Source organism: Allobosea sp. TWI1241 (assembly GCF_039673065.1).
GTDB lineage: Bacteria > Pseudomonadota > Alphaproteobacteria > Rhizobiales > Beijerinckiaceae > Allobosea.
In genome coordinates this window covers 46,172-65,421 of sequence record NZ_JBDJKW010000017.1, presented here as the reverse complement: position 1 = coordinate 65,421, position 19,250 = coordinate 46,172, and the positions used below count along the sequence as shown (strand labels likewise).

At 71.1% G+C, this 19,250-nt stretch carries 15 protein-coding genes; 5 read left to right on the top strand and 10 right to left on the bottom strand.

Features of this window, described 5'->3' with window-relative positions:
- Nucleotides 1-155: 155 nt before the first annotated feature.
- The 4 genes from ABE438_RS18060 to ABE438_RS18045 all read right to left on the bottom strand — a co-directional run bounded on the left by ABE438_RS18060 (nucleotide 156) and on the right by ABE438_RS18045 (nucleotide 4,301).
- Nucleotides 156-1,850, bottom strand: coding sequence for a cyclic peptide export ABC transporter (locus ABE438_RS18060; RefSeq protein WP_346504057.1), 1,695 nt, complete (start codon nucleotides 1,848-1,850; stop codon nucleotides 156-158).
- A gap of 94 nt (nucleotides 1,851-1,944) precedes the next feature.
- Entirely contained in the window at nucleotides 1,945-2,226 is a 282-nt protein-coding gene (locus tag ABE438_RS18055) for a hypothetical protein (RefSeq protein WP_346504056.1), read from the bottom strand.
- Between the two features lie 78 nt (nucleotides 2,227-2,304).
- Nucleotides 2,305-3,630: a sensor histidine kinase gene (locus tag ABE438_RS18050; RefSeq protein WP_346504055.1), complete on the bottom strand. Its 1,326-nt coding sequence runs from the start codon at nucleotides 3,628-3,630 to the stop codon at nucleotides 2,305-2,307.
- Nucleotides 3,631-3,632: 2 nt separating this feature from the next.
- Entirely contained in the window at nucleotides 3,633-4,301 is a 669-nt protein-coding gene (locus tag ABE438_RS18045; RefSeq protein ID WP_346504054.1) for a response regulator transcription factor, read from the bottom strand.
- 428 nt (nucleotides 4,302-4,729) lie between these two features.
- Here ABE438_RS18045 and ABE438_RS18040 point away from each other — a divergent pair, with 428 nt between their 5' ends.
- Complete coding sequence (locus ABE438_RS18040) at nucleotides 4,730-5,311, top strand: cytochrome b (protein ID WP_346504053.1); 582 nt, start codon at nucleotides 4,730-4,732, stop codon at nucleotides 5,309-5,311.
- Nucleotides 5,312-5,323: 12 nt separating this feature from the next.
- Here ABE438_RS18040 and ABE438_RS18035 read toward each other — a convergent pair whose 3' ends face one another.
- From ABE438_RS18035 to ABE438_RS18015, 5 genes are all read right to left on the bottom strand, one after another.
- Nucleotides 5,324-8,473: a multidrug efflux RND transporter permease subunit gene (locus ABE438_RS18035; RefSeq protein ID WP_346504052.1), complete on the bottom strand. Its 3,150-nt coding sequence runs from the start codon at nucleotides 8,471-8,473 to the stop codon at nucleotides 5,324-5,326.
- Entirely contained in the window at nucleotides 8,473-9,645 is a 1,173-nt protein-coding gene (locus tag ABE438_RS18030) for an efflux RND transporter periplasmic adaptor subunit (protein ID WP_346504051.1), read from the bottom strand. Before ABE438_RS18030 ends, ABE438_RS18035 begins: the two co-directional genes overlap by 1 nt.
- 35 nt (nucleotides 9,646-9,680) lie before the next feature.
- On the bottom strand, nucleotides 9,681-10,289 hold the full coding sequence (locus ABE438_RS18025) for a hypothetical protein (protein WP_346504050.1): 609 nt from the start codon (nucleotides 10,287-10,289) through the stop codon (nucleotides 9,681-9,683).
- 115 nt (nucleotides 10,290-10,404) lie between these two features.
- Nucleotides 10,405-11,676, bottom strand: a complete 1,272-nt coding sequence (locus ABE438_RS18020; RefSeq protein WP_346504049.1) for a hydroxymethylglutaryl-CoA reductase, degradative — start codon at nucleotides 11,674-11,676, stop codon at nucleotides 10,405-10,407.
- Between the two features lie 115 nt (nucleotides 11,677-11,791).
- Nucleotides 11,792-13,705 (bottom strand): helix-turn-helix domain-containing protein, encoded by a 1,914-nt coding sequence (locus tag ABE438_RS18015; RefSeq protein ID WP_346504048.1) that lies wholly within the window; start codon nucleotides 13,703-13,705, stop codon nucleotides 11,792-11,794.
- Nucleotides 13,706-13,909: 204 nt separating this feature from the next.
- Between ABE438_RS18015 and ABE438_RS18010 the strand changes: the two genes are divergently transcribed.
- The 4 genes from ABE438_RS18010 (at nucleotide 13,910) to ABE438_RS17995 (ending at nucleotide 18,206) form a co-directional block, all read left to right on the top strand.
- A complete protein-coding gene (locus tag ABE438_RS18010; protein WP_346504047.1) occupies nucleotides 13,910-14,809 on the top strand; it encodes a hydroxymethylglutaryl-CoA lyase in 900 nt (299 codons plus the stop codon).
- A gap of 13 nt (nucleotides 14,810-14,822) precedes the next feature.
- A complete protein-coding gene (locus ABE438_RS18005; RefSeq protein ID WP_346504046.1) occupies nucleotides 14,823-16,076 on the top strand; it encodes a CaiB/BaiF CoA transferase family protein in 1,254 nt (417 codons plus the stop codon).
- Nucleotide 16,077: 1 nt separating this feature from the next.
- Complete coding sequence (locus ABE438_RS18000) at nucleotides 16,078-16,833, top strand: enoyl-CoA hydratase/isomerase family protein (protein ID WP_346504045.1); 756 nt, start codon at nucleotides 16,078-16,080, stop codon at nucleotides 16,831-16,833.
- 143 nt (nucleotides 16,834-16,976) lie between these two features.
- A complete protein-coding gene (locus ABE438_RS17995) occupies nucleotides 16,977-18,206 on the top strand; it encodes an ABC transporter substrate-binding protein (RefSeq protein WP_346504044.1) in 1,230 nt (409 codons plus the stop codon).
- 70 nt (nucleotides 18,207-18,276) lie between these two features.
- Here the strand turns inward: ABE438_RS17995 and ABE438_RS17990 are convergent, their stop codons facing one another.
- Complete coding sequence (locus ABE438_RS17990) at nucleotides 18,277-19,179, bottom strand: LysR family transcriptional regulator (RefSeq protein WP_346504043.1); 903 nt, start codon at nucleotides 19,177-19,179, stop codon at nucleotides 18,277-18,279.
- Nucleotides 19,180-19,250: the final 71 nt, after the last annotated feature.

Sequence of the window (19,250 nt, the reverse complement as noted above, 5' to 3'; positions counted from 1 at the left end):
ATGGTCCGTCATGTCGCGCGCATCGGCCGCCCGCCTGCGGCCAAGGCGCCTTCGCGAGGCCGGGCGCGTCGCTGGGCGGCGCGCCGGCACGTGTTGCTGGGCGAGAGGCCTGTTCTGGGCGTCGCGGCATTGTCCGCGCCGCGATTACGCGAGCATTACGCCTCGCGGCCGGCGGGCGCCGGGGCGGGAGCGTCCTGCCGGCTCTCGATCGCGGCGACGCGCCCGCCGGACATGTGCACGACGCGGTCGGCCGCATCGAAGTAACGATCGTCGTGCGAGACGGCGATCACCGTCTTGCCCGCACTGCGCAGCTCCGGCAGCAGGGTCCGGTAGAACAGGGCCCGGAACTCCGGATCCTGATCCGCCGCCCATTCGTCGAACATCAGGATCGGGCGGTCCTCGAGCACGGCGTGGATATAGGCCAGCCGCTTGCGCTGCCCGGTCGAGAGGTCGGTCGTCGACAGGCGCCCGTCCGCGACCGAGACGACGCCCGCCAGGCCGAGCCGTTGCAGCCAGGCGCCGACCCGCGCGTCGCCGCCGGGGGCCGCCATGATCTCGTCGAACAGGTGATAGTCGGCGAAGACGCCCGAGAAGAGCTGGCGATAGGCGTCGAGCCCGGCCGCCGTCACCGGGGCGCCGTCCACCAGCACGGCACCGGAACAGGGTCGGTAGAGCCCGAGCAGCAGCTTGATCAGGGTGGTCTTGCCGCTGCCGTTGCCGCCGACGACGAAGGTGATCTCGCCGCGCCGGATCGCCAGCCGCGGAATGTCGAGCGCGAAGCCGCTGCCACCCTCGAAGCGGTGGCGCACGCCGTCGAGGGCGAGGCTCTCGCGAAAGCGCGGCGGCCTGGCCGCGTCGTCGCCGTCCGGCCCCGCCTCGGCGAGGCTGGTCGTCAGCAAGGCGATGCGGCGCAGCGCGATCTGCGCCTGGCTGAACACCGGCAGCGCGCTGGCCAGCTCCTCGATCGGCCCCTTGGCGAACAGCATCACGATGATGAAGCCGGTGATCGCCTCGTTCTCGATGCCGAGATAGGGGCGCAGCGCCAGCACGGTGCCGACGAAGACGAAGATCAGCGCGATGCTGATCGTGTCGACGGCCCAGAAGATCGCATAGGCCCGGCCGTTGACGGCGGCGATCCGGTCGGTCAGCGCGCCGATGCCCTGCCGTTCGAGGCGCAGCCGGCGCCGGCGGTTGAGGCGCAGCTCCTTGGCGCCCTCGATAATGGCGCGATACTGCTTCTGGAGCCGGTCCTCGAGGCCGCGCGCCTCGTCGAAGCGGGCGAGCCAGGCGCTCATCGCGCGGTTGTTGAGCACGGCGCCGAGCGCCACCAGCACCAGGCCGAGGCAGACCAGCGGCACCGAGAGCGCGAAGAGATAGGCGAAGCAGCCGAGCACGATCGCGAGCGCGGTGGTGTAGCCGGCGAAATGGTTGCCGAACTCGGCGATCTTCTCGACGTCGCCGTTGAGGACGGCGAGCAGGCGCGGGCTCTTCATCTGCTCGATCTGGGCCAGCGGCGCCCGCAGGATGCGCGCGCAGACGTCCTGGCGCAGCCGCGCGACGATGCGCTGGCCGAGCAGGCTGTTGCCGATGCCGGCGATCAGCTGGCCGACGAGGCTGAGCCCGCAGAGGGCGGCCAGGCCGACGAGCATGCCGGTCGAGGTGGCGGAGGCGAGGGCGCCGTTGATCAGCGACAGCGCCCAGGCCATCGCGATGCCGCCGGCGCCGCCCGCCAGCGTCGTCAGCAGGATCAGCCGCCAGAAGGGTTGCAGGAGGCGCAGGACCTCGCCGAGCAGGCGCGGGGCGGGCGGCGGCGGGGCGGGCGTGGCGAAGTCGCCGGCGGGAGAATTCATCGGAGCAATGCGATCATGGCAGGAGGAGGTCTCGCCGCCGGCAGGGCGATTGCCGGCGGCGAGACGAGACGCGAGGCGCGTGGGCGGCTGAGGATCAGTCGTCCCAGTCCTCGTCGTCGTCTTCGTCCCAGGGATCGTGGCGATAGACCTCGATCACCCGGTGTGGCGGCAGCGGCCGGCTCCAGGACGGGCGGGCGCGGTAGATCGGCGCGGGAGGCGGCGGGCCGAAGACCGATCCTGCCAGCGCGCCGGCGGCGGCCCCGGCGAGCGCCCCGGTGAGGAGATCGTCGCGATCCGTCCAGGCCCGTGCCCCCGAGGGCGCGAGCAGGGCGGTGGCGAGGGCTGCGCCGAGAAGAAGCGTGGCGACGTTGCGCATGGTGGATCCCGGTGACTGGTCGATGTGCGCCAGTCTCGCCGTCAGGATTACCGCCGCATTACGGGTGGCGGCCCGGGTTCAGTGCGGGAAGTTCAGCGTCACCGTGGTGCCGCCGCCCGGCGTCTCCTCGATCGCGAGGCCGGCGCCGTGCAGCGCAGCCACCTGCGCCACGATGGCGAGTCCGAGCCCGGTTCCGGCGGCGTCCTGCTTGCCGCGCGCGAAGGGCTCGACCACGGCGCGCCCGTCATAGGCGGTGCCGATGCCGGGGCCGAAATCGATCACCGAGACCCGTCCGGGCGCCGCGACCTCGATCACCACCCGGCCGCCGCTGCCGCCGTGCTGGATCGCGTTGCGCAGCAGGTTGGACAGGCCGATACCGATCGCCTGGGCCGAGCCGGAGACCGTCACCGGCGCCTCTCCGCGAAGCTCGAGCTCGACGCCGCTCGCCAGCGCGGTCGGCACCTCGCGGGCGACGGCGTCGCGCACCACCGGAACGAGGTCGATGCGCTGCATCTCCATGGGCTGGGAGGTCAGGCGCGCCAGCTGGAGCAGCATGGTGACGGTGGCCGACAGAGAGTGCAGTTCGCCGACCAGCTCCGCCTTGATCTCGCGGTCCTCGACGCGTTCGAGCCGGGTGCGCAGCCGGGTCAGCGGCGTGCGCAGCTCATGGGCCGCGTTCGACAGGAAGCGCCGCTGCTCGGCGGTGGCCGCGTCGATGCGGTCGAGCGCGCGATTGAAGGCGACGGCCAGCGGCTTCAGCTCGGTGGGCTGGTTATCGACCGGCAGCCGCACCCCGTCGCGCGCGCCGATGTCCTCGGCAGCCGCGGCGGCGCGGCGCACCGGTCGCACGATCAGGGTCGGCACCACCAGGATCGTGGCGAGGATGATGATGGTCATCACCGCGACGAGCAGAGTGGAGGTCATGTCGGGCTCGCGCAGCAGCGACACCACCGTCTCCGCGCTGCTGTAGATCGCGCCGCCGACCTCGATCAGCACGCTGGCGCCCTCGCCGGCGCGTGTCGATTGGACCAGGCGCAGCTCCGACCCGCCCGCGTCGTAGGTCGAACGCGGCTGCGGCGCATCCCAGAGCGCGCGACCGGCCGCGACACGGGCCGGAATCTCGCCATAGGACACGCTGCCCTTCGGCGTGGTGACCACGTACCAGAGTGCCGGAAACTGGCGCTGGAAGCGGAGGAGCCGGCGCGTCGGCGCGATCTGCGGCCGGCCGGCCTCGTCCGTGCGGACGGAGCGCTTGATCTCGGCCGCCATATCGTATTGCGCCAGGGCGCCGTCGTCGCCGTAGAAGGCGATGAAGCCGAGGAAGAGGCAGAACAGCAATGCCGAGATCAGGCCCCCGAGCAGCATGGCTGCCGAGGAGGCGATCGACCGGCTCTTCAGCGACATCCTCATTCCGACATCAGATAGCCGATTCCGCGCAGGGCCTTGATTTCCGCACGGCAGCCGGCTTCCCGCAAGCGTTTGCGCAGGCGCGAGAGATGGGCGTCGATGGCGTTGGACTGGATCTCGTCGTCGAAGCCGTAGACGGCGTTGTCGAGCGCCTCGCGCAGCACCACCTGCCCGGCCCGGCGCATCAGCGCCTCGAGCAGGGCGAGTTCCCGCCGCGGCAGGATCAGCGGATGATCGTCGACATAGGCGGTGCGCGCGAAGGTGTCGAAGCGCAGATTGGCGACGCTGGTCATGCCCTTCTGGTCGAGCTGGTTGCGCCGGAGCACGGCGCGTGCCCGCGCGATCAGCTCCACCGGCTCGAAGGGCTTGGCGAGATAGTCGTCGGCACCGGCGTCGAGCGCCTTTGCGATGTCGTTGGGATCGTCGAGCGCGGTCAGCACCAGGATGCTCGGGCGCGGGGTGAGCCGGCGCATGCTGGCGATCAGCGTCACGGCATCGCCGTCGGGCAGGCGCCGGTCCATCACCACCAGGTCGAAGGGGCGCACCTGCAGCGCCGCCTGCGCCTCGTCGAGCGTCGTGACGAGGTCCGCCCCGCCGAGCGCGGCCTCCAGGGCGTCGCGCAGCCAGGGACCCAGCGAGGCATCGTCCTCTATCACGAGCAGGCGCACTGATGATCGACCCTTTTCGGCGCGGCGGCGCTTGGAAGCCGCGCTTCTCGGCCGCCATCCTTACACGAAGATTACGCTTCGGCGCGGCCGGAGCCGCCGTAATGCTCGCGCAAGGGAATGCCGGTCTCTGGCGCCGGGCCCGTCATCCGGGCCGCATGCCCTGCCGCGCCCGGAGCCGCCGCGTGCCTTGTCTACCACCGCCTCGCCTCGCCCCGCCGCTGCGCCGTCTCGCGGGCGCGACCATGCTGGTCGCCGCCTTTTTCGGCCCGGTGCTGGCGATCGCGATCCTGTGCTGTCGATGAATCCCGTGCCCAACCAGCGGCCTCTGCGCCTCACGACGTCGTGCATTGGCAGTCCGCGGCGCGGCGTGGCCTAACCCGCAGCATCCCGCGCCGGGCGAGACCCGTGCCGCCAACCGAGGACATCACGTGACCGAACTGCCGCAACCCGCGCGGGGCCTCGTCTATCCGCGCCCGATGCGCATCCTGCACTGGATCCGGGCGATCCTGATCCTGGCGCTGATCGCTGCCGGCTGGCACATGACCGGCCTCGCCGAGGACGATGCCACCGCCGGCTTCTTCTATGTGAACCACAAGCAGTTCGGCATCCTGGTCTGGCTGCTGGCGCTGGTCCAGCTCGGCCTGCGCTGGCGCGAGCGGACCGTGCTGCCCGAGCCCCCCGCCGCGCTGCGGGGCTGGGAAAGGTTCCTGTCGCACGCCATCCATCGCCTGATGATCGCGCTCGTGCTGCTGACGCCGCTGCTCGGCTACGCGATGTCGAGCAGCTTCACCCAGAGCGACGGCGTGCCGTTCTTCTTCCTGCCGCATGTGCCCGAGATCCTGCCGAAGAACGACGCAGCCTTCGCGGTCTTCCAGGCCCTGCACAAATACGCGGCCTATCTGCTGCTGGCCTGCGTCGCCCTGCATGTCGCCGGCACGCTGAAGCACCGTCTGCAGGACCGGAACGGCCCCACCGACGTGCTGCCGCGGATGTGGCCGTCGCGCTCCTGACGGGCCTGCCCGTCACCGCTCCGGCTGCGCCGGCTCCGTCGTCGTCGAAGCGGGCGCGGCCGGAGCGCTGCGCGCGCGGCGCAGACGTTCGGCGATGCCGGTCACCACGACGAAGAACACTGGCACGAAGACCAGGGCGAGCACGGTCGCACTGATCATGCCGCCGAAAACGCCGGTGCCGATCGACTGCTGGGTCTCCTTGCCCGCGCCGGAGGCGATCATCAGCGGCACGATGCCGAGGGTGAAGGCGAGGCTGGTCATCACGATCGGGCGCAGCCGCATCCGGGCGGCCTCGACCGCGGCCTGTGCCGCGTTCAGGCCGCGTGCGCGCGCCACCCTGGCGAACTCGACGATCAGGATGGCGTTCTTGGCCGAGAGCCCGATGATCGTGACCAGCCCGACCTTGAAGAAGACGTCGTCCGGCATGTCGCGCAGCATCACCGCCGCGACCGCGCCGACGAGGCCGAGCGGTACCACCAGCATCACCGCGAGCGGCACCGACCAGCTCTCGTAGAGCGCGGCCAGCACCAGGAAGACCACCAGCATCGACAGCGCGAGCAGGAGAGGGCCCTGCGCGCCGGCCTGCTGCTCCTGCAGGGACTGGCCGGTCCAGACCACGGCGAAGCCGGGCGGCAACTGGCCGGCCAGGCGCTCCATCTCGCGCATCGCCTCGCCGCTTGAGCGCCCGCTCGCCGCCGAGCCGGTGATGCGCACCGCAGGATAGCCGTTGTAGCGCACCAGCTGCAGCGGGCCGGTCTCCCAGGCCGGCGTCACCAGCACCGAGAGCGGCACCGACTGGCCGGCGGCGTTGCGCACCGGCAGCCGCAGCACGTCGTCGAGGTTCATCCGCGCCGTAGCCTCGGCCTGCACGATGACCTGCTGCACCCGGCCGAGATTGGGGAAGTCGTTGACATAGGTCGAGCCCAGCGCCGCGCCGAGCGTCTCGGCAATCACCGTGAAGGGGACGCCGAGCACCTGTGCCTTCTGCCGGTCGATCGTCAGCCGGATCCGGCTTCCGGGTGGCAGGCCCTCCTCGTAGACCCCGGTCAGGACCGGGCTCTCCTTCGCGAGCGCCAGCAGCCGATCCTTCGCGGCGGCGAGCGCGGCGGAGCCGCGCCCGGCGCGATCCTCCAGCCTGAGCGCGAAGCCCGAGGTCGTGCCGAGCCCGTCGATCGCCGGCGGCAGCATGGTGACGACGCTGCCCTCGCGGATCGCCCGGGCCGCCTGCTCGATCCGCGCGACCTCGTCGGCTGCGCTGATGCCGGGGCGGTCGCCCCAGTCCTTCAGCATGGTGTAGATCAGCGCCGCGTTCGGCCCCGAGCCCGAGAAGCCGAAGCCGAGGATGCTCACCGTGTGGCGGACGGCCGGGCGCGCGGCATTGTGCCGTTCGATGATCGCCGCCGCGGCACGCGTGCGATTGGCGGTCGCGTCCGGCGGCAGCTGGATCGAGGTCAGGACATAGCCCTGGTCCTCGTCCGGCAGGAAGGCCGACGGCAGCCGGGCGAAGGCGAGGCCGAGCAGGACGAGGATGGCCGCGAAGCCCGCCATCACCCGGCGGGGCTGGCCGACCAGCCGGGCGACGAGACCGGTGTAGCGCGTCGTCAGGCGCTCGAAGCGCCGGTCGAACCAGCCGAAGAATCCGGTCTTGGCGCCATGGCCGGGGAGCGGCCGCAGCATGGTCGCGCACAGCGCCGGCGTCAGCGTCAGTGCCAGGAAGGCGGAGAGCAGGATCGAGACCGCCATCGCCAGCGCGAACTGGCGATAGATCACGCCGACCGAGCCGCCCGACAGCGCCATCGGCGCGAACACGGCGGTGAGCACCAGGGTGATGCCGATCACCGCGCCGGTGATCTCGCCCATCGCCCGGATCGTCGCCTCGCGCGGCGACAGCCCTTCCTGGGCCATCAGCCGCTCGACGGTCTCGACCACCACGATGGCGTCGTCGACGATGATGCCGATCGCCAGCACCATGCCGAACATGGTCAGCACGTTGATGGAGTAGCCGGCCGCCAGCATCACCGCGAAGGTGCCGAGCAGCGCGATCGGCGCGACGATCGCCGGGATCAGCGTGCAGCGGATGTTCTGCAGGAACAGGAACATCACCAGGAAGACCAGCGCCATCGCCTCGAGCAGGGTGACCAGCACCTTCTCGATCGAGACGCGGACGAAGGGCGCCGTGTCGAAGGGGATCGAATAGGTCATGCCCTCCGGCATCGCCCGGGCGAGGTCGCTCATGCGTGCCCTGATCGCGCCCGAGGTCGTGACCGCGTTCGCCCCCGGGGCGAGCTGGACCGCGAGCGTCGCGACGGGCTTGCCGTCCGAGCGCGTCGCGAACGCATAGGACTGCGCGCCGAGCTCGACGCGCGCCACCTCGCCGAGGCTCAGGCTGGAGCCGTCCGGATTGGCGCGCAGCACGATCGCGCGGAAATCCTCGGGCGTGCGCAGGCGTCCGTCGACGGCGAAGGGCACCGTGACACGCTGCTCGGCCGTCGTCGGCTCGGCCCCGAGCGCGCCCGGCGCGATCTGCAGGTTCTGCTGCGCGATCGCCGTGGTGACGTCGCCGAAGGTGAGCGCATGGGCAGAGAGCTTCACCGGGTCGATCCAGATCCGCATGGCCCGCTCGGCCGCGAAGAGCTGCACCCGCCCGACGCCGGGCACGCGCTTCAGCTCGTCGGCGATGTTGCGCACCGCGTAGTCGCCGAGGCTGACCTCGTCATGTGCGGCGCCGGTGGAGGCGATGTCGAGCAGCAGCAGGAAGCCGGACGATACCGCCTCGACCGTCAGGCCGAGCTGCCGCACCGCCTGCGGCAGGCGCGGCTCCACCGTCTTCAGCCGGTTCTGCACGTCGACCTGCGCCAACTCCGGGCTGGTGCCGGAGCGGAAGGTCGCGGTGATCGTCGCCGTGCCCGACATGTCGGTGGCGCTCTCGAAGGAGAGCAGGTTGCGCACGCTCGAGAGCTCGCGCTCGATCAGGCCGACCACCCCGTCGCTCATCGCCTGCGGCGAGGCGCCGGGATAGGTCGCGGAGATGCTGATGGTCGGCGGCGTGATGGCGGGATAGCGCTCCGTCGGCAGCCGCGGGATCGCGATGGCGCCGGAGAGCGCGATCGCGATGGCGATCACCCAGGCGAAGACCGGCCGGTCGATGAAGAACGCGGCCATCAGCGCGGCGCCTGCGTGGCGGCGAGGCGCTCGGGACGCCAGGGCAGGGCGGTGACCGTTGCGCCGGGCTGGACACGGTCCTGTCCCTCGACGATCACCCGCTCGCCGGCGCGCAAGCCGCTCTCGATCACGACGCGCCCGTCGATCTCGGGCCCGGTCGCCACCTCGCGCCGCGCCACCTTGCCGGCCTCGTCGACTATGCCGATGCGGGCGATGCCGTTGCCGTCGCGCTGCACGGCCTGCAACGGCACCAGCAGGGCGGCCGGCTTGAGCGCGCGCGGCAGTCGCGCCCGCACGAACAGGCCGGGCAGCAAGGCGCGATCGGGGTTGCCGACCTCGACGCGCAGCAGGATCTCGCCCGTCTGCGGATCGACGGCGATGCCGGAAAACAGCAGCCTGCCCGCGACGGCATGGGCATCGCCGTCTCCGGTCAGGATCTCGACCGGGGCGCTGGACTCCGGGCCGCCGCTGCGCGCGAGCGTGCGCAGCGCGTCGAGGCGGCGCGCCGGCTGGCGCAGGTCGACATAGACGCGGTCGATCTGCTGCACGACCGCCAGCGGCGAGGCCGCACCGACCACCGCCAGCGCGCCCTCGCTCGCCAGCGCCTGGTCGATCCGGCCGGCGATGGGCGAGCGGATCGTGGCGAAGCCGAGATCGAGCCGCCGGCGCTCGAGCGCCGCCCGGCTCTGCGCCACATCGGCGGCGGCCTGCGCCCGCGCGGCGATCGCGTCGTCATGGGCCTGCCGGCTGGCCGCGTTCGTCCTGAGCAGGGCCTCGACCCGCTCGACCTGGGCCCGTGCGCGGGTGAGAGAGGCCTCCGCCCGGCTCAGGGCGGCCGCCGCCATGTCGACCTCGGCGGCGAAGACGGCCGGATCGAGCTGGAACAGCGGCTGGCCGGCGGCGACCTCGCTGCCCTGATCGAACAGCCGCGTCAGGACGATGCCGCCGACCTGCGGGCGGATCTCCGCGACGCGATGGGCGACGACACGGCCGGGCAGCAGCTCCGCGATCGAAACGCTCTCCGGACTCGGCCGGACGACGGAAACCTCGGCCGGCGCCTCCGGCTCGGGAGGCTTGTCGTCCCCGCAGGCCGCCAGGACGGAGATGGCGGCGAGGAGGACGAAACGAGCGATGCGCCGGGCGCGGCATCCGGAATGCGAGCCTTGTGTCATGCGCCGCGCTATCGGCCAGCTCGATTGCCGGGAGATTACGCATCGTGACCGCGATGGGGGGCGGCGCAGCGCCGACGAAACCCGCGCGAGCCGCCGAGCCGGGGGGGAAAGCGTCCGAGGCCTTCACGGTCAACGCCCCGCTGCTCCCGAACCAGGCCGCCTTGCGCATTGCAGGATCGTTCGAGCGCTTCCGCCGCGATCTGAACGCGCCGCCCTTCGTCGCCTTCCGGCGCTACGACGAGTGCATGACCGGTTCCAGTCATGCGATCCGCGGCCAGCTGCCGATCACGCCGGCCGGCCTGCCGGACACCACTGCGATGCTGAGCCATTCCTTCGCCGAGGAGGCGCCGCGCGAGCGCGACATCGGCGGGCCGTGGCCGGTGCTGGGGCTGCCCTGGCGCCAGAAGCGCTCGGATTTCTGTCTGCCGATCGATAGCGAGGTGCGCTCGACCCAGGGCCACAATGGCGGGCTCGAGATCACGTACGCCTTCTCCGACGCGCTGCGCTTCACCGCGCAGACCGGCGGGCGCTTTCATGTGCAGCGCAGCGACGCCGCGACGACGCTCGCGGCTGGTCGAGGAGATGAACCGCCATGTCCACGGCCGGGTCGTCATCGCCGACGGCACGCTGGCGATCGCGGACACCGATGCGGTGCTTCTCGATCAGCAGCGCGCGCTGCACGAGACGACGACCAGGGTCGGGCCGCTGGTCGTCATCCGGCGAGGCGGCGGGCGGCGCTTGCGCGCCAGCCAGCGGGGGTCAGGCGCTCGCCCGCAACTCGGCCAGGATCGCCTCGGCGCGATCGAGGCGGACATGGCCGCCGCCCTTCAGGCGCGCGACGACCGCCTCGATCTCGTCGCCGACCGCGCCGGCCGCCGCCGCGACATTGCGGGCATGCAGCGACATATGGCCCTTCTGGATGCCCTCCGCCGCCAGGGCGCGCAGGGCGCCGATGTTCTGGGCGAGGCCGACCGCGACGATGATCTGCGCGAGCTCCTGCGCCGAGGTGACGCCGAGCAGCTTGACCGCCGCGCGGGCGGCGGGATGGGTCTTGGTCGCGCCTCCGACCAGCCCGACCGCCATCGGCACCTCCAGCGTGCCGACGAGATGGCCGTCCGCATTGACCTCGTAGTGCGAGAGCGAGGTGTAGCGCCCGCTCGCCGCGGCATGGCAGTGCGCCCCGGCCTCGACCGCGCGGGTGTCGTTGCCGGTCGCCAGCACCACGGCGGTGATGCCGTTCATGATGCCCTTGTTGTGGGTGGCGGCGCGGTAGGGGTCGGCGGCGGCGAAGCGATAGGCGTCGACGATGCCGGCCACGACGTCGGGGCCGCCGAGGGCGTCGCGATCGAAGACGGCGCGGACGCGGGCGAGGCGCCGGTCGGCCTTGTTGGTGAGGATGCGCAGGCGGACGCGCCCGCCGGCGATCTCGCCGATGCGGGGGGCGAGCGCCTCGGCCATGGTGTTGACGGCGTTGGCGCCCATCGCGTCGCGGACGTCGACATGCAGGTGCAGTACGACATAGGTGGCGTCGCGCGCCTCGACGATGCGGACATCGATGGCGCGCGCCCCGCCCCCGAGCTTCACCAGCATCGGGTCCTGCTCGTTGGCGAGCGCGAGGATCTCGGCCTCGGCCTCATAGAGGCGCATGCGCGCGGCGCGCGGATCGGCGACGCCGACGACCTGGACCTGCGAGACCATGATCGGCTGGTCCGTCGAGGCGTGGAAGCCGCCATGCAGGCGCGCCACCGAGGCCATGTTGCTGGCCGCCGCCACCACCGAGGGCTCCTCGGTCGCCATGGGGATCAGATAGTCCCGGCCACCGATGGTGAAGTTCGCGGCGATGCCGACCGGAATGGACATGGTGCCGACCGCGTTCTCGATCATGCGGTCGGCGGTCGCGAGCATCTCCGGATCCTGCGGGACGAGGCAGGCGAGATCGGCCTCGGCGAGGCCGGAGGCACGCGCGACCTCCGCCAGGCGGTCGCGCGGGGACAGCTTGTAGAAGCCGGGAAGGCGGCTGTTGACGGGCATCGGCGCTGGGCTCCGTTCATGTGCGATGACCCGCGTTTAGCCAGCCGCTTCCCGGAGCGACAATGGCGCCGAGCCATACTGTCGGGCGCCCGTGCCGTGGGCCTCCTCCATTGTCTCAGGCCGGCAGGATTTCGCTGAGCCTGTGCAGGCGCAGCGCCATGTGCAGCTCCAGGCTGCGGCTGGGCTCGGACCAGTCGGGGCAGAGGCCGCCGATCGCGTCCAGGCGCTGGCGCATCGTGTTGACGTGGATCTTCAGCATGTCGGCGGCGCGCTGCAGGCTGCGGCCGGATTCCAGATAGGTGAAGAGGGTGGCCGCAAGGTGCGCGTTGCGTCGCGCATCGTGCTCCAGCAGCCGCCCGACGGTGTGGTGGATGAACTGGCGCGCCGCGTCCTCGCCCTGGCCGTCGAAGAGCAGCGCATAGAGCGAGAGCGCCTTCTCCGGCACGATCCGTCCGCTCTGCCCGAGGCTGCGCAGCAGGGCCAGGCCGCGGCGCAGGCGCTGGTATTCCGGCGCCGCGCCGGCGATGTCGGCGACCGGCTGCGAGACGACGATGTTGTAGTCGTGGCGGCCGGCCTCCCGCAGCGTCGCGCCGATCCGCCGGGCCAGCGCGTCCCAGTCGGCGCCGGCGGTGGCGATCGCCAGGTCGCCGTTGAAGGCGGCGCCGATGGTGTGGCGGCCGGAGATCGCGGCGCGCAGCGCCGGCGGCAGATGCGCGGCGAAGCCCTCGCGGCAGGAGACGAGCAGCATCGTCACCGGCCAGGACAGCGTGACGCCGGTCGGCAGGGCCTGCGCGGCCTCCGGCCCGAACGGGTCCGAAGTGCCGCGCAGCAGGGCGGACAGGATGTCGGCCACGGTGCGGTAGGCCGTCTCGGCGACGCGCTCGAGCGAGAGCAGCACGATGGCGGTGACCAGCGCGGCCCGCTCCAGCGTGCGGATCTCGGCCGAGCTCATCGGCCGCTCGCGCACCAGTACGACGGCGCCGAGGCGGACCGCGCCGCTGGTGACGGCCGCGACCATGGTGGTGCGGTCCGTACCGGCCTCGAACTGCACCGACCGGCCGAGCCGCACGCTCTCGCGGATGGCCGCCGCCAGGCCGTGATCGCGCATGTCGTCGGGCAGGCTGCCGGCGATGGCGATCTGGCGTTCGTCGAGGATCACGGCCTCGCCGCCGAGAAGGGTCGCGACGCGCTGGCGCAGATCCTCCAGCGAGCCGCCGCGCGCGATGAGCTCCGTCAGCCGCTCATGCGCCACCGCCGCGCTCTCGATGTCGTCGGCCTTGGTGCGCAGGGCGACATTGGCGTCGCGCGCCATGGCCAGGGCGCGCTGGCCCTCCTCGAGCAGGCGGGCATTCTCGATGGCGAGCGCGGCGAAGGTGCCGAGCGACTGCAGGATCGAGATCTCCTGCGGGTTGTAGGAGCGCTCATAGCGATCCGCGACGAAGAGCACGCCGATGATGTGGGCTTCCAGTTCGAGCGGAATGCCCAGGATCGAGACCACGCCCTCGCCATGGATCGCCGCGTCGATGACGGGGTCGTGGTGAAACTGGCCATCCGTGCGGTACTGGCTCGACTGGCAGGGCTTGCGCGTGCGCACGACGCTGCCGCAGATCCCGACATCGCGCGGCACCACGATGCTGGCGAACGCCTCCGAGATCACGCCCTCGGTGGCGCGGACATGCAGGGGGCTGCGATCGTCGGCGGCGGCGGAGAGATAGGCGAGGTCGCTGCCGACGAGCTGGCGGGCGCGGCGGATGATCGCCTGCAGCACCTGGTCGGTATCGCGCATCGCCGAGAGATCGCGGGCGGTCTCGTTCAGCGCGATCAGCTCGTGCTCGCGCTTCAGCTTGTGCTCGACATGTTCGCGCAGCCGCATGGCCAGCGCGATGTCGGCCTCGACCCGGCTACGCAGCCGCGGTTCGAGCCCACGCGCCTCGACGGTGAGCTGTTCGAAGCCGGACGGGTTCCCGCCCTGGTCCAGCAGGGCGAGCATCCGTGAATAGAAGCCCGCCACGATGTCGGTTTCCGCCACGGGTCGCGCGGGCTCCCGCCTCAGCTGGTCCATGCCTGACTCCCGTCTGGCCGCGCGTGGATCGGTCCGACAGCTGCTAGCGCAGCCGGCGGGCGAGGGTGATGGTTCCGGCCTCTATTCAATGCCCGGTTTCATGGATGAAATCTACATTTCGCCTTTCCTGCGGCTCGGGCATGGCTGAGCGGAAACCACGGTGGGCGGCGCATGCAAGCGGATATTCGGATCGTCGAGGTGGGGCCGCGCGACGGGCTCCAGGCCGAGGCGGTGACCCTGCCGGCGTCGGTCCGGGCGGCGCTGGTCGACCGGCTCGTCGCCGCCGGGCTGCGGGCCATCGAGGTCGGCAGCTTCGTCTCGGAGCGCCATGTCCCGCAGATGGCCGGGACGGCGGAGGTCCTGGCCGCGGCGCGCCGTGCTCCGGACGCCCGCTTCATCGCGCTGGTGCCGAACCTGCGCGGGGTCGAGGCGGCGCTCGCGGCCGGCGCCGACGAGGTCGCGGTGTTCGCCTCGGCGAGCGAGTCGTTCTCCCGGCGCAACATCAATTGCACGGTGGCGGAGAGCCTCGCGCGCTTCGCGCCGATCGTCGCGCGCCTGGACGGCCGGCTGCCGGTGCGCGGCTATGTCTCCTGCGCCTTCGGCTGCCCCTATGAGGGCGACGTCGCGCTGGCGGCCGTGGTGCGGCTCGCGGAGAGGCTGGTCGAGATGGGCTGCTACGAGGTTTCGATCGCCGATACGATCGGCGTCGCGACGCCGCGGCAGGCGCGCGAGGTCGCGGCCGCCGTCGCCGCGGCGATCGGCGCCGACCGCGTCGCCCTGCACTTCCACGACACCCGCGGGCAGGCCCTGGCCAATATCCATGCGGGGATCGAGGCCGGCATCCGCAGCTTCGATGCCTCGGTCGCCGGGCTGGGCGGCTGTCCCTTCGCGCCCGGCGCTACGGGCAATGTCGCGACCGAGGATGTCGTCTACATGTTGAACGGCATGGGACTGTCGACCGGCATCGATCTCCCCGCCCTGATCGCGGCGGGCGCGTTCGTGTCCGGCCATCTCGGCAAGGGCACGCAATCGCGGGTCGCGCGGGCGCAGGCCGCCCGGTCGGTCGCTTGAAGAGGAACACGGGATGATGGCAGGGCAGGCATCGCGGCAGGGAAATCGGGATGCGCCCGGCCGGCCGCTGGCGGGGATCACCGTTCTGGACATCACGCGCGTCGTGGCCGGGCCGTTCTGCGCCATGCTGCTGGCGGATCTCGGCGCCGACGTGATCAAGGTCGAGCATCCGGCCGATCCCGATTATGCCCGCGGCTTCCCGCCCTTCGTCGGCGGCGAGGGCGAGGCCGACGGCGGGGAGAGCGCCTTCTTCTCGCAGTTCAACCGCAACAAGCGCGGCCTCTCGCTCAATCTGAAGACGCCCGAGGGCAAGGCGCTTCTGAAGCAGCTCGTCGCCAAGGCGGATGTGCTGGTCGAGAATTTCCGGCCGGGCACGATGGAGAAGCTCGGCCTCGGCTATGACGAGCTGAAGCGCCACAATCCCCGTCTGGTCTATACGGCGATCAGCGGCTTCGGGCGGACCGGTCCCAACGCCTCGCGCCCGGCCTTCGACAACACCGGGCAGGCGGTGGGCGGGCTCTGGTCGATGAACGGCTATCCGGATCGCCCGCCGGTGCGCGTCGGCACCATCATCGGCGATCTCGCCGCCTCGCTCTACGCCACGATCGGAACCCTGGCGGCGCTGCGCGTCGCGGAGCGCAGCGGCGAAGGCCAGGTGGTCGACGTGGCGCAGCAGGATTCCATCCTGACGCTCACCGAGAACGCGGTCGTGCGCTACACCACCAGGGGCGAGACGGCCGTGCCGCTCGGCAACGAGCATCCCTTCGTCAGGCCCTATGGCCAGTTCCCCTGCAAGGACGGCTATGTCTTCTTCGGCGGCTACACCGACAAGTTCTGGCGCCTGACCTGCGAGATGTTCGGCGAGCCGCATCTGGCCGATGATCCCGAGATCGATACGATGGAGAAGCGCTTCGACCCGGCCGTCGCCGAGAGCCGGGTCACGCCGCTGCTGGAGCGCTGGTTCAGCGCCTACGGCAAGGCCGAACTCGAGGCGATGGCGGGCGACCGCATTCCGCTCAGCGCGATCCGGACCGTGCCGGAGGTGGTGGAGGACCCGCATATCGCGGCCCGCAGGATGATCGTCGAGATCCCGGTCGCCGGCGAGAGCGTGCGCATGTTTGGCTCCCCCATCAAGCTCTCCGCCGTCGGCGAGATCCCGCTCGGCAAGGCGCCGGCGCCGGGCGAGCATACGCGCACGCTGCTGGCGGAGCTGCTGAACCTGGACGACGCCGCGATCCAGCGGCTGGTCGACGGCGGAGCGATCTGAGATGGCCATCGAGATCACGCGCGACGGCCCGGTCGCGATCATCCGCATCGCGCGGCCCGACAAGCTCAACGCGCTCTCGCTGGCGATGTATCGCGACCTCGGCGACGCCTTCGTCGCGGCGGCGGCGGACGATGCCGTCCGCGCGGTGGTGCTGACCGGGGCGGGCGAGCGCGCCTTCTGCGTCGGCGCCGACCTGACCGAATCCATTCCGGCGCTGGCGAGCGACCGCTTCGACATCAGCGAATGGGACCCGGCTCACCTCAAGAACGTGCCGCTCTACAAGCCGATGGTCTGCGCCATTCGCGGCCTGTGCATCGGCGGCGGGTTCGAGCTCATGCTGGCGAGCGATATCCGCATCGCGGCGGAGGATTCGGTCTTCCAGCTGCCGGAAGCGGTGCATGGCTTCGTGCCGGCGGGCGGAACGCTGGTGCGCCTGATCCGCCAGATCGGCCATGCCCACGCCATGGAGATCCTGCTGACGGCGCAGCGCTTCTCCAGCGCCGAGATGCTGGCAAGGGGGGTGATCAACCGCGTCGTGCCGGCGGCGGAGGTGGAGCCGGCGGCGATGGAGCTGGCGCAGCGCATGGCCGCGCTCAGCCCGAGCGCGGTCCAGACCATCAAGCAGGCCGCGCTGACCCTGCAGGACCTGCCCTATCGCGAGGCCTTCGCCGCCGAGGCGAAGCTCGGCCAGCGCACCTTCACCAGCGAGGACGCCCGGCGCGGCTTGGCCGCTTTCGCCACGCGCGCCAAGCGCTGAGGCGGAAGGCCGCTGTCAGAAGGCCACATATCTGCCGCCCTGCGATGTCGGCGACGAACGTTGAGCGCGCCGGGCCGCCTGCCGGAAAATGACGGCGCGATCGCATGCGGTCACCAACGCCAATAAGACCATCCGGAGGAACGATGAAGCGCTTCACCCCTCTCGCGCTCGGCCTGCTCGCCGCCACTGCGCTGACCGCCGTCTCGACGGCCGCCTCCGCGCAGGCGCCCGCCATCTCGGACGACGTGATCCGCATCGGCGTGATCGAGGACATGTCCGGCGTCTATGCCGACATCACAGGCATCGGCGCGGTGACCGCCGCCCGGATGGCGATCGACGAGGCCGGCGGCAAGGTGCTCGGAAAGCCGGTCGAGCTCGTCTTCGCCGACCATCAGAACAAGCCCGACATCGCCGCCGCGATCGCGCGCAAATGGTTCGACGAGGGCAAGGTCGACGCCATCCTCGACGTCGCCTCGTCGTCGCCGGCCCTGGCGGTGATCGAGATCGCCAAGGACAAGGGCAAGATCATCACGCTCTCCTCGCCGGGCTCGACCCGGATCACCAACGAGAATTGCGGGCCCTATGTCGTACACTGGGCCTATGACACCTACGCGATCGCGCAGAGCACGGGCCAGGCGCTGGCGAAGCAGGGCTTCGACACCTGGTACTTCGTCACCGCCGACTATGCCTTCGGCCATGGTCTGCAGGAGCAGGCCACCCGCGTCGTCACCGAAAACAAGGGACGGGTGCTCGGCAGCGTCAAGGTGCCGGTCGGGACCACGGATTTCGCCTCCCCGCTGCTGAGCGCCCAGTCCTCGCGGGCCAAGGTCGTCGCCCTCGCCAATGCCGGCAGCGACACCATCAACTCGATCAAGCAGGCGGCCCAGTTCGGCGTGACCCAGGGCGGCCAGAAGGTGGCGACGCTCGGCGGCTTCATCCATGACGTGCATGGTCTCGGCCTGCAGGAGGCCCAGGGGCTGACGATCACCGAAGCCTCCTATTGGGACACCGATGACGCGACCCGCGCCTGGTCGAAGCGCTTTTTCGACACGGTCAAGTCGATGCCGAACATGCTGCACACCGGCACCTACTCCTCGGTCGTCCATTACCTGAAGGCGGTCGAGGCGGCCGGGACCGACGAGACGGCGGCGGTGATGAAGGCGATGCGCGCCATGCCGGTGAACGACGTGTTCTACAAGAACGGCACGATCCGGCCGGATGGCCGCATGGTCCACGACATGAACCTGTACGAGGTCAAGAAGCCTTCGGAATCCAAGGCGCCGTGGGATTACTACAAGCTGATCGCGACCATCCCCGGCGAGCAGGCCTTCCAGCCGCTGGCGGCATCGACCTGCGCGCTGGTGAAGCGCTGACTGCCGCCGCCGCGGTCCTGACCGGCAACGCCGCAAGGAAAGCGCCGCGACTGTCGGCAGGCGGCCTCTCTCAGCGCGCCGCCGCCTCCTGCTTCAGCAGGGTCTCGGCCATGAAGCCGACGAAGGCCGCGACCTTGGGGGAGGGATGGCGGCTCGCCGGCCAGAGGATGTGGAAGGCGCCGACGTCGCGGACGTGATCCTCCAGCACCGCGACGAGGTCGCCGCGCTGCAATTGCCGGCGAATGGCGAAGCGCGGCAGGCAGGCGAGGCCGAAGCCTTCCTCCGCCAGGCAGATCTGCGGCTCCATCGTGCTCGCCACCGCCGCCATCGGCAGATCCAGGTCGAGATCGACGCCGTCGCGCACCAGCGGCCAGCGCTCCAGCTTGCCGGTCGACGGGTAACGGTGGCGCAGGCAGGCATGGCCGAGCAGGTCTTCGGGCCGGCGCGGCGTGCCATGCGCGGCGAGATAGGCCGGCGAGGCGACGATTCTGTGCGAGAAGGCGCCGAGGCGGCGCATCATCAGCCGGCTGTCGCGCGCCTCGCCTGTGCGGATCACCGCGTCGAAGCCTTCCTCGATCACATCGACGAGCCTGTCGGTGAAGTCGAGGTCGAGTTCGATCTCCGGATAGGCGCGCATGAAGGCCATCACCGCCGGCATCATCAGCATGCCGATCAGCGGCAGGCTGACCCGGAGCTTTCCGCGCGGCGCCGCCCGCACCTGAGACAATTCGAGCTCGGCCGCCTCGATCTCGCTGAAGATCCTGCGGCAGCGATCGAGAAAGCGGCTGCCCTCCGGCGTCAGGGTGAGCGAGCGCGTCGAGCGGTGGAAGAGCCGCACGCCGAGCCGCTCCTCCAGCCGCGCCACCGCCTTGCCCACCGCCGAGGAGGAGACGCCGAGCTTGGCGGCGGCTGCGGTGAAGGCGCCGGAATCGGCGGTCTGGACGAAGGCGGCGAGCGCGCCGAGATGCTCCATGGCAAGTCTCAATTGCGGACATCAATGTCCGATGAGATCGAAACTCACCCCTAATTAATCCAGGGGCGCGG

Coding starts and splice junctions, on each gene's coding strand:
- ABE438_RS18060 (WP_346504057.1), bottom strand. CDS start 1,850: ATGAATTCTCCCGCCGGCGACTTCGCCACGCCCGCCCCGCCGCCGCCC.
- ABE438_RS18055 (WP_346504056.1), bottom strand. CDS start 2,226: ATGCGCAACGTCGCCACGCTTCTTCTCGGCGCAGCCCTCGCCACCGCC.
- ABE438_RS18050 (WP_346504055.1), bottom strand. CDS start 3,630: ATGTCGCTGAAGAGCCGGTCGATCGCCTCCTCGGCAGCCATGCTGCTC.
- ABE438_RS18035 (WP_346504052.1), bottom strand. CDS start 8,473: ATGGCCGCGTTCTTCATCGACCGGCCGGTCTTCGCCTGGGTGATCGCC.
- ABE438_RS18030 (WP_346504051.1), bottom strand. CDS start 9,645: ATGACACAAGGCTCGCATTCCGGATGCCGCGCCCGGCGCATCGCTCGT.
- ABE438_RS18020 (WP_346504049.1), bottom strand. CDS start 11,676: ATGCCCGTCAACAGCCGCCTTCCCGGCTTCTACAAGCTGTCCCCGCGC.
- ABE438_RS18010 (WP_346504047.1), top strand. CDS start 13,910: ATGCAAGCGGATATTCGGATCGTCGAGGTGGGGCCGCGCGACGGGCTC.
- ABE438_RS18005 (WP_346504046.1), top strand. CDS start 14,823: ATGATGGCAGGGCAGGCATCGCGGCAGGGAAATCGGGATGCGCCCGGC.
- ABE438_RS18000 (WP_346504045.1), top strand. CDS start 16,078: ATGGCCATCGAGATCACGCGCGACGGCCCGGTCGCGATCATCCGCATC.
- ABE438_RS17995 (WP_346504044.1), top strand. CDS start 16,977: ATGAAGCGCTTCACCCCTCTCGCGCTCGGCCTGCTCGCCGCCACTGCG.
- ABE438_RS17990 (WP_346504043.1), bottom strand. CDS start 19,179: ATGGAGCATCTCGGCGCGCTCGCCGCCTTCGTCCAGACCGCCGATTCC.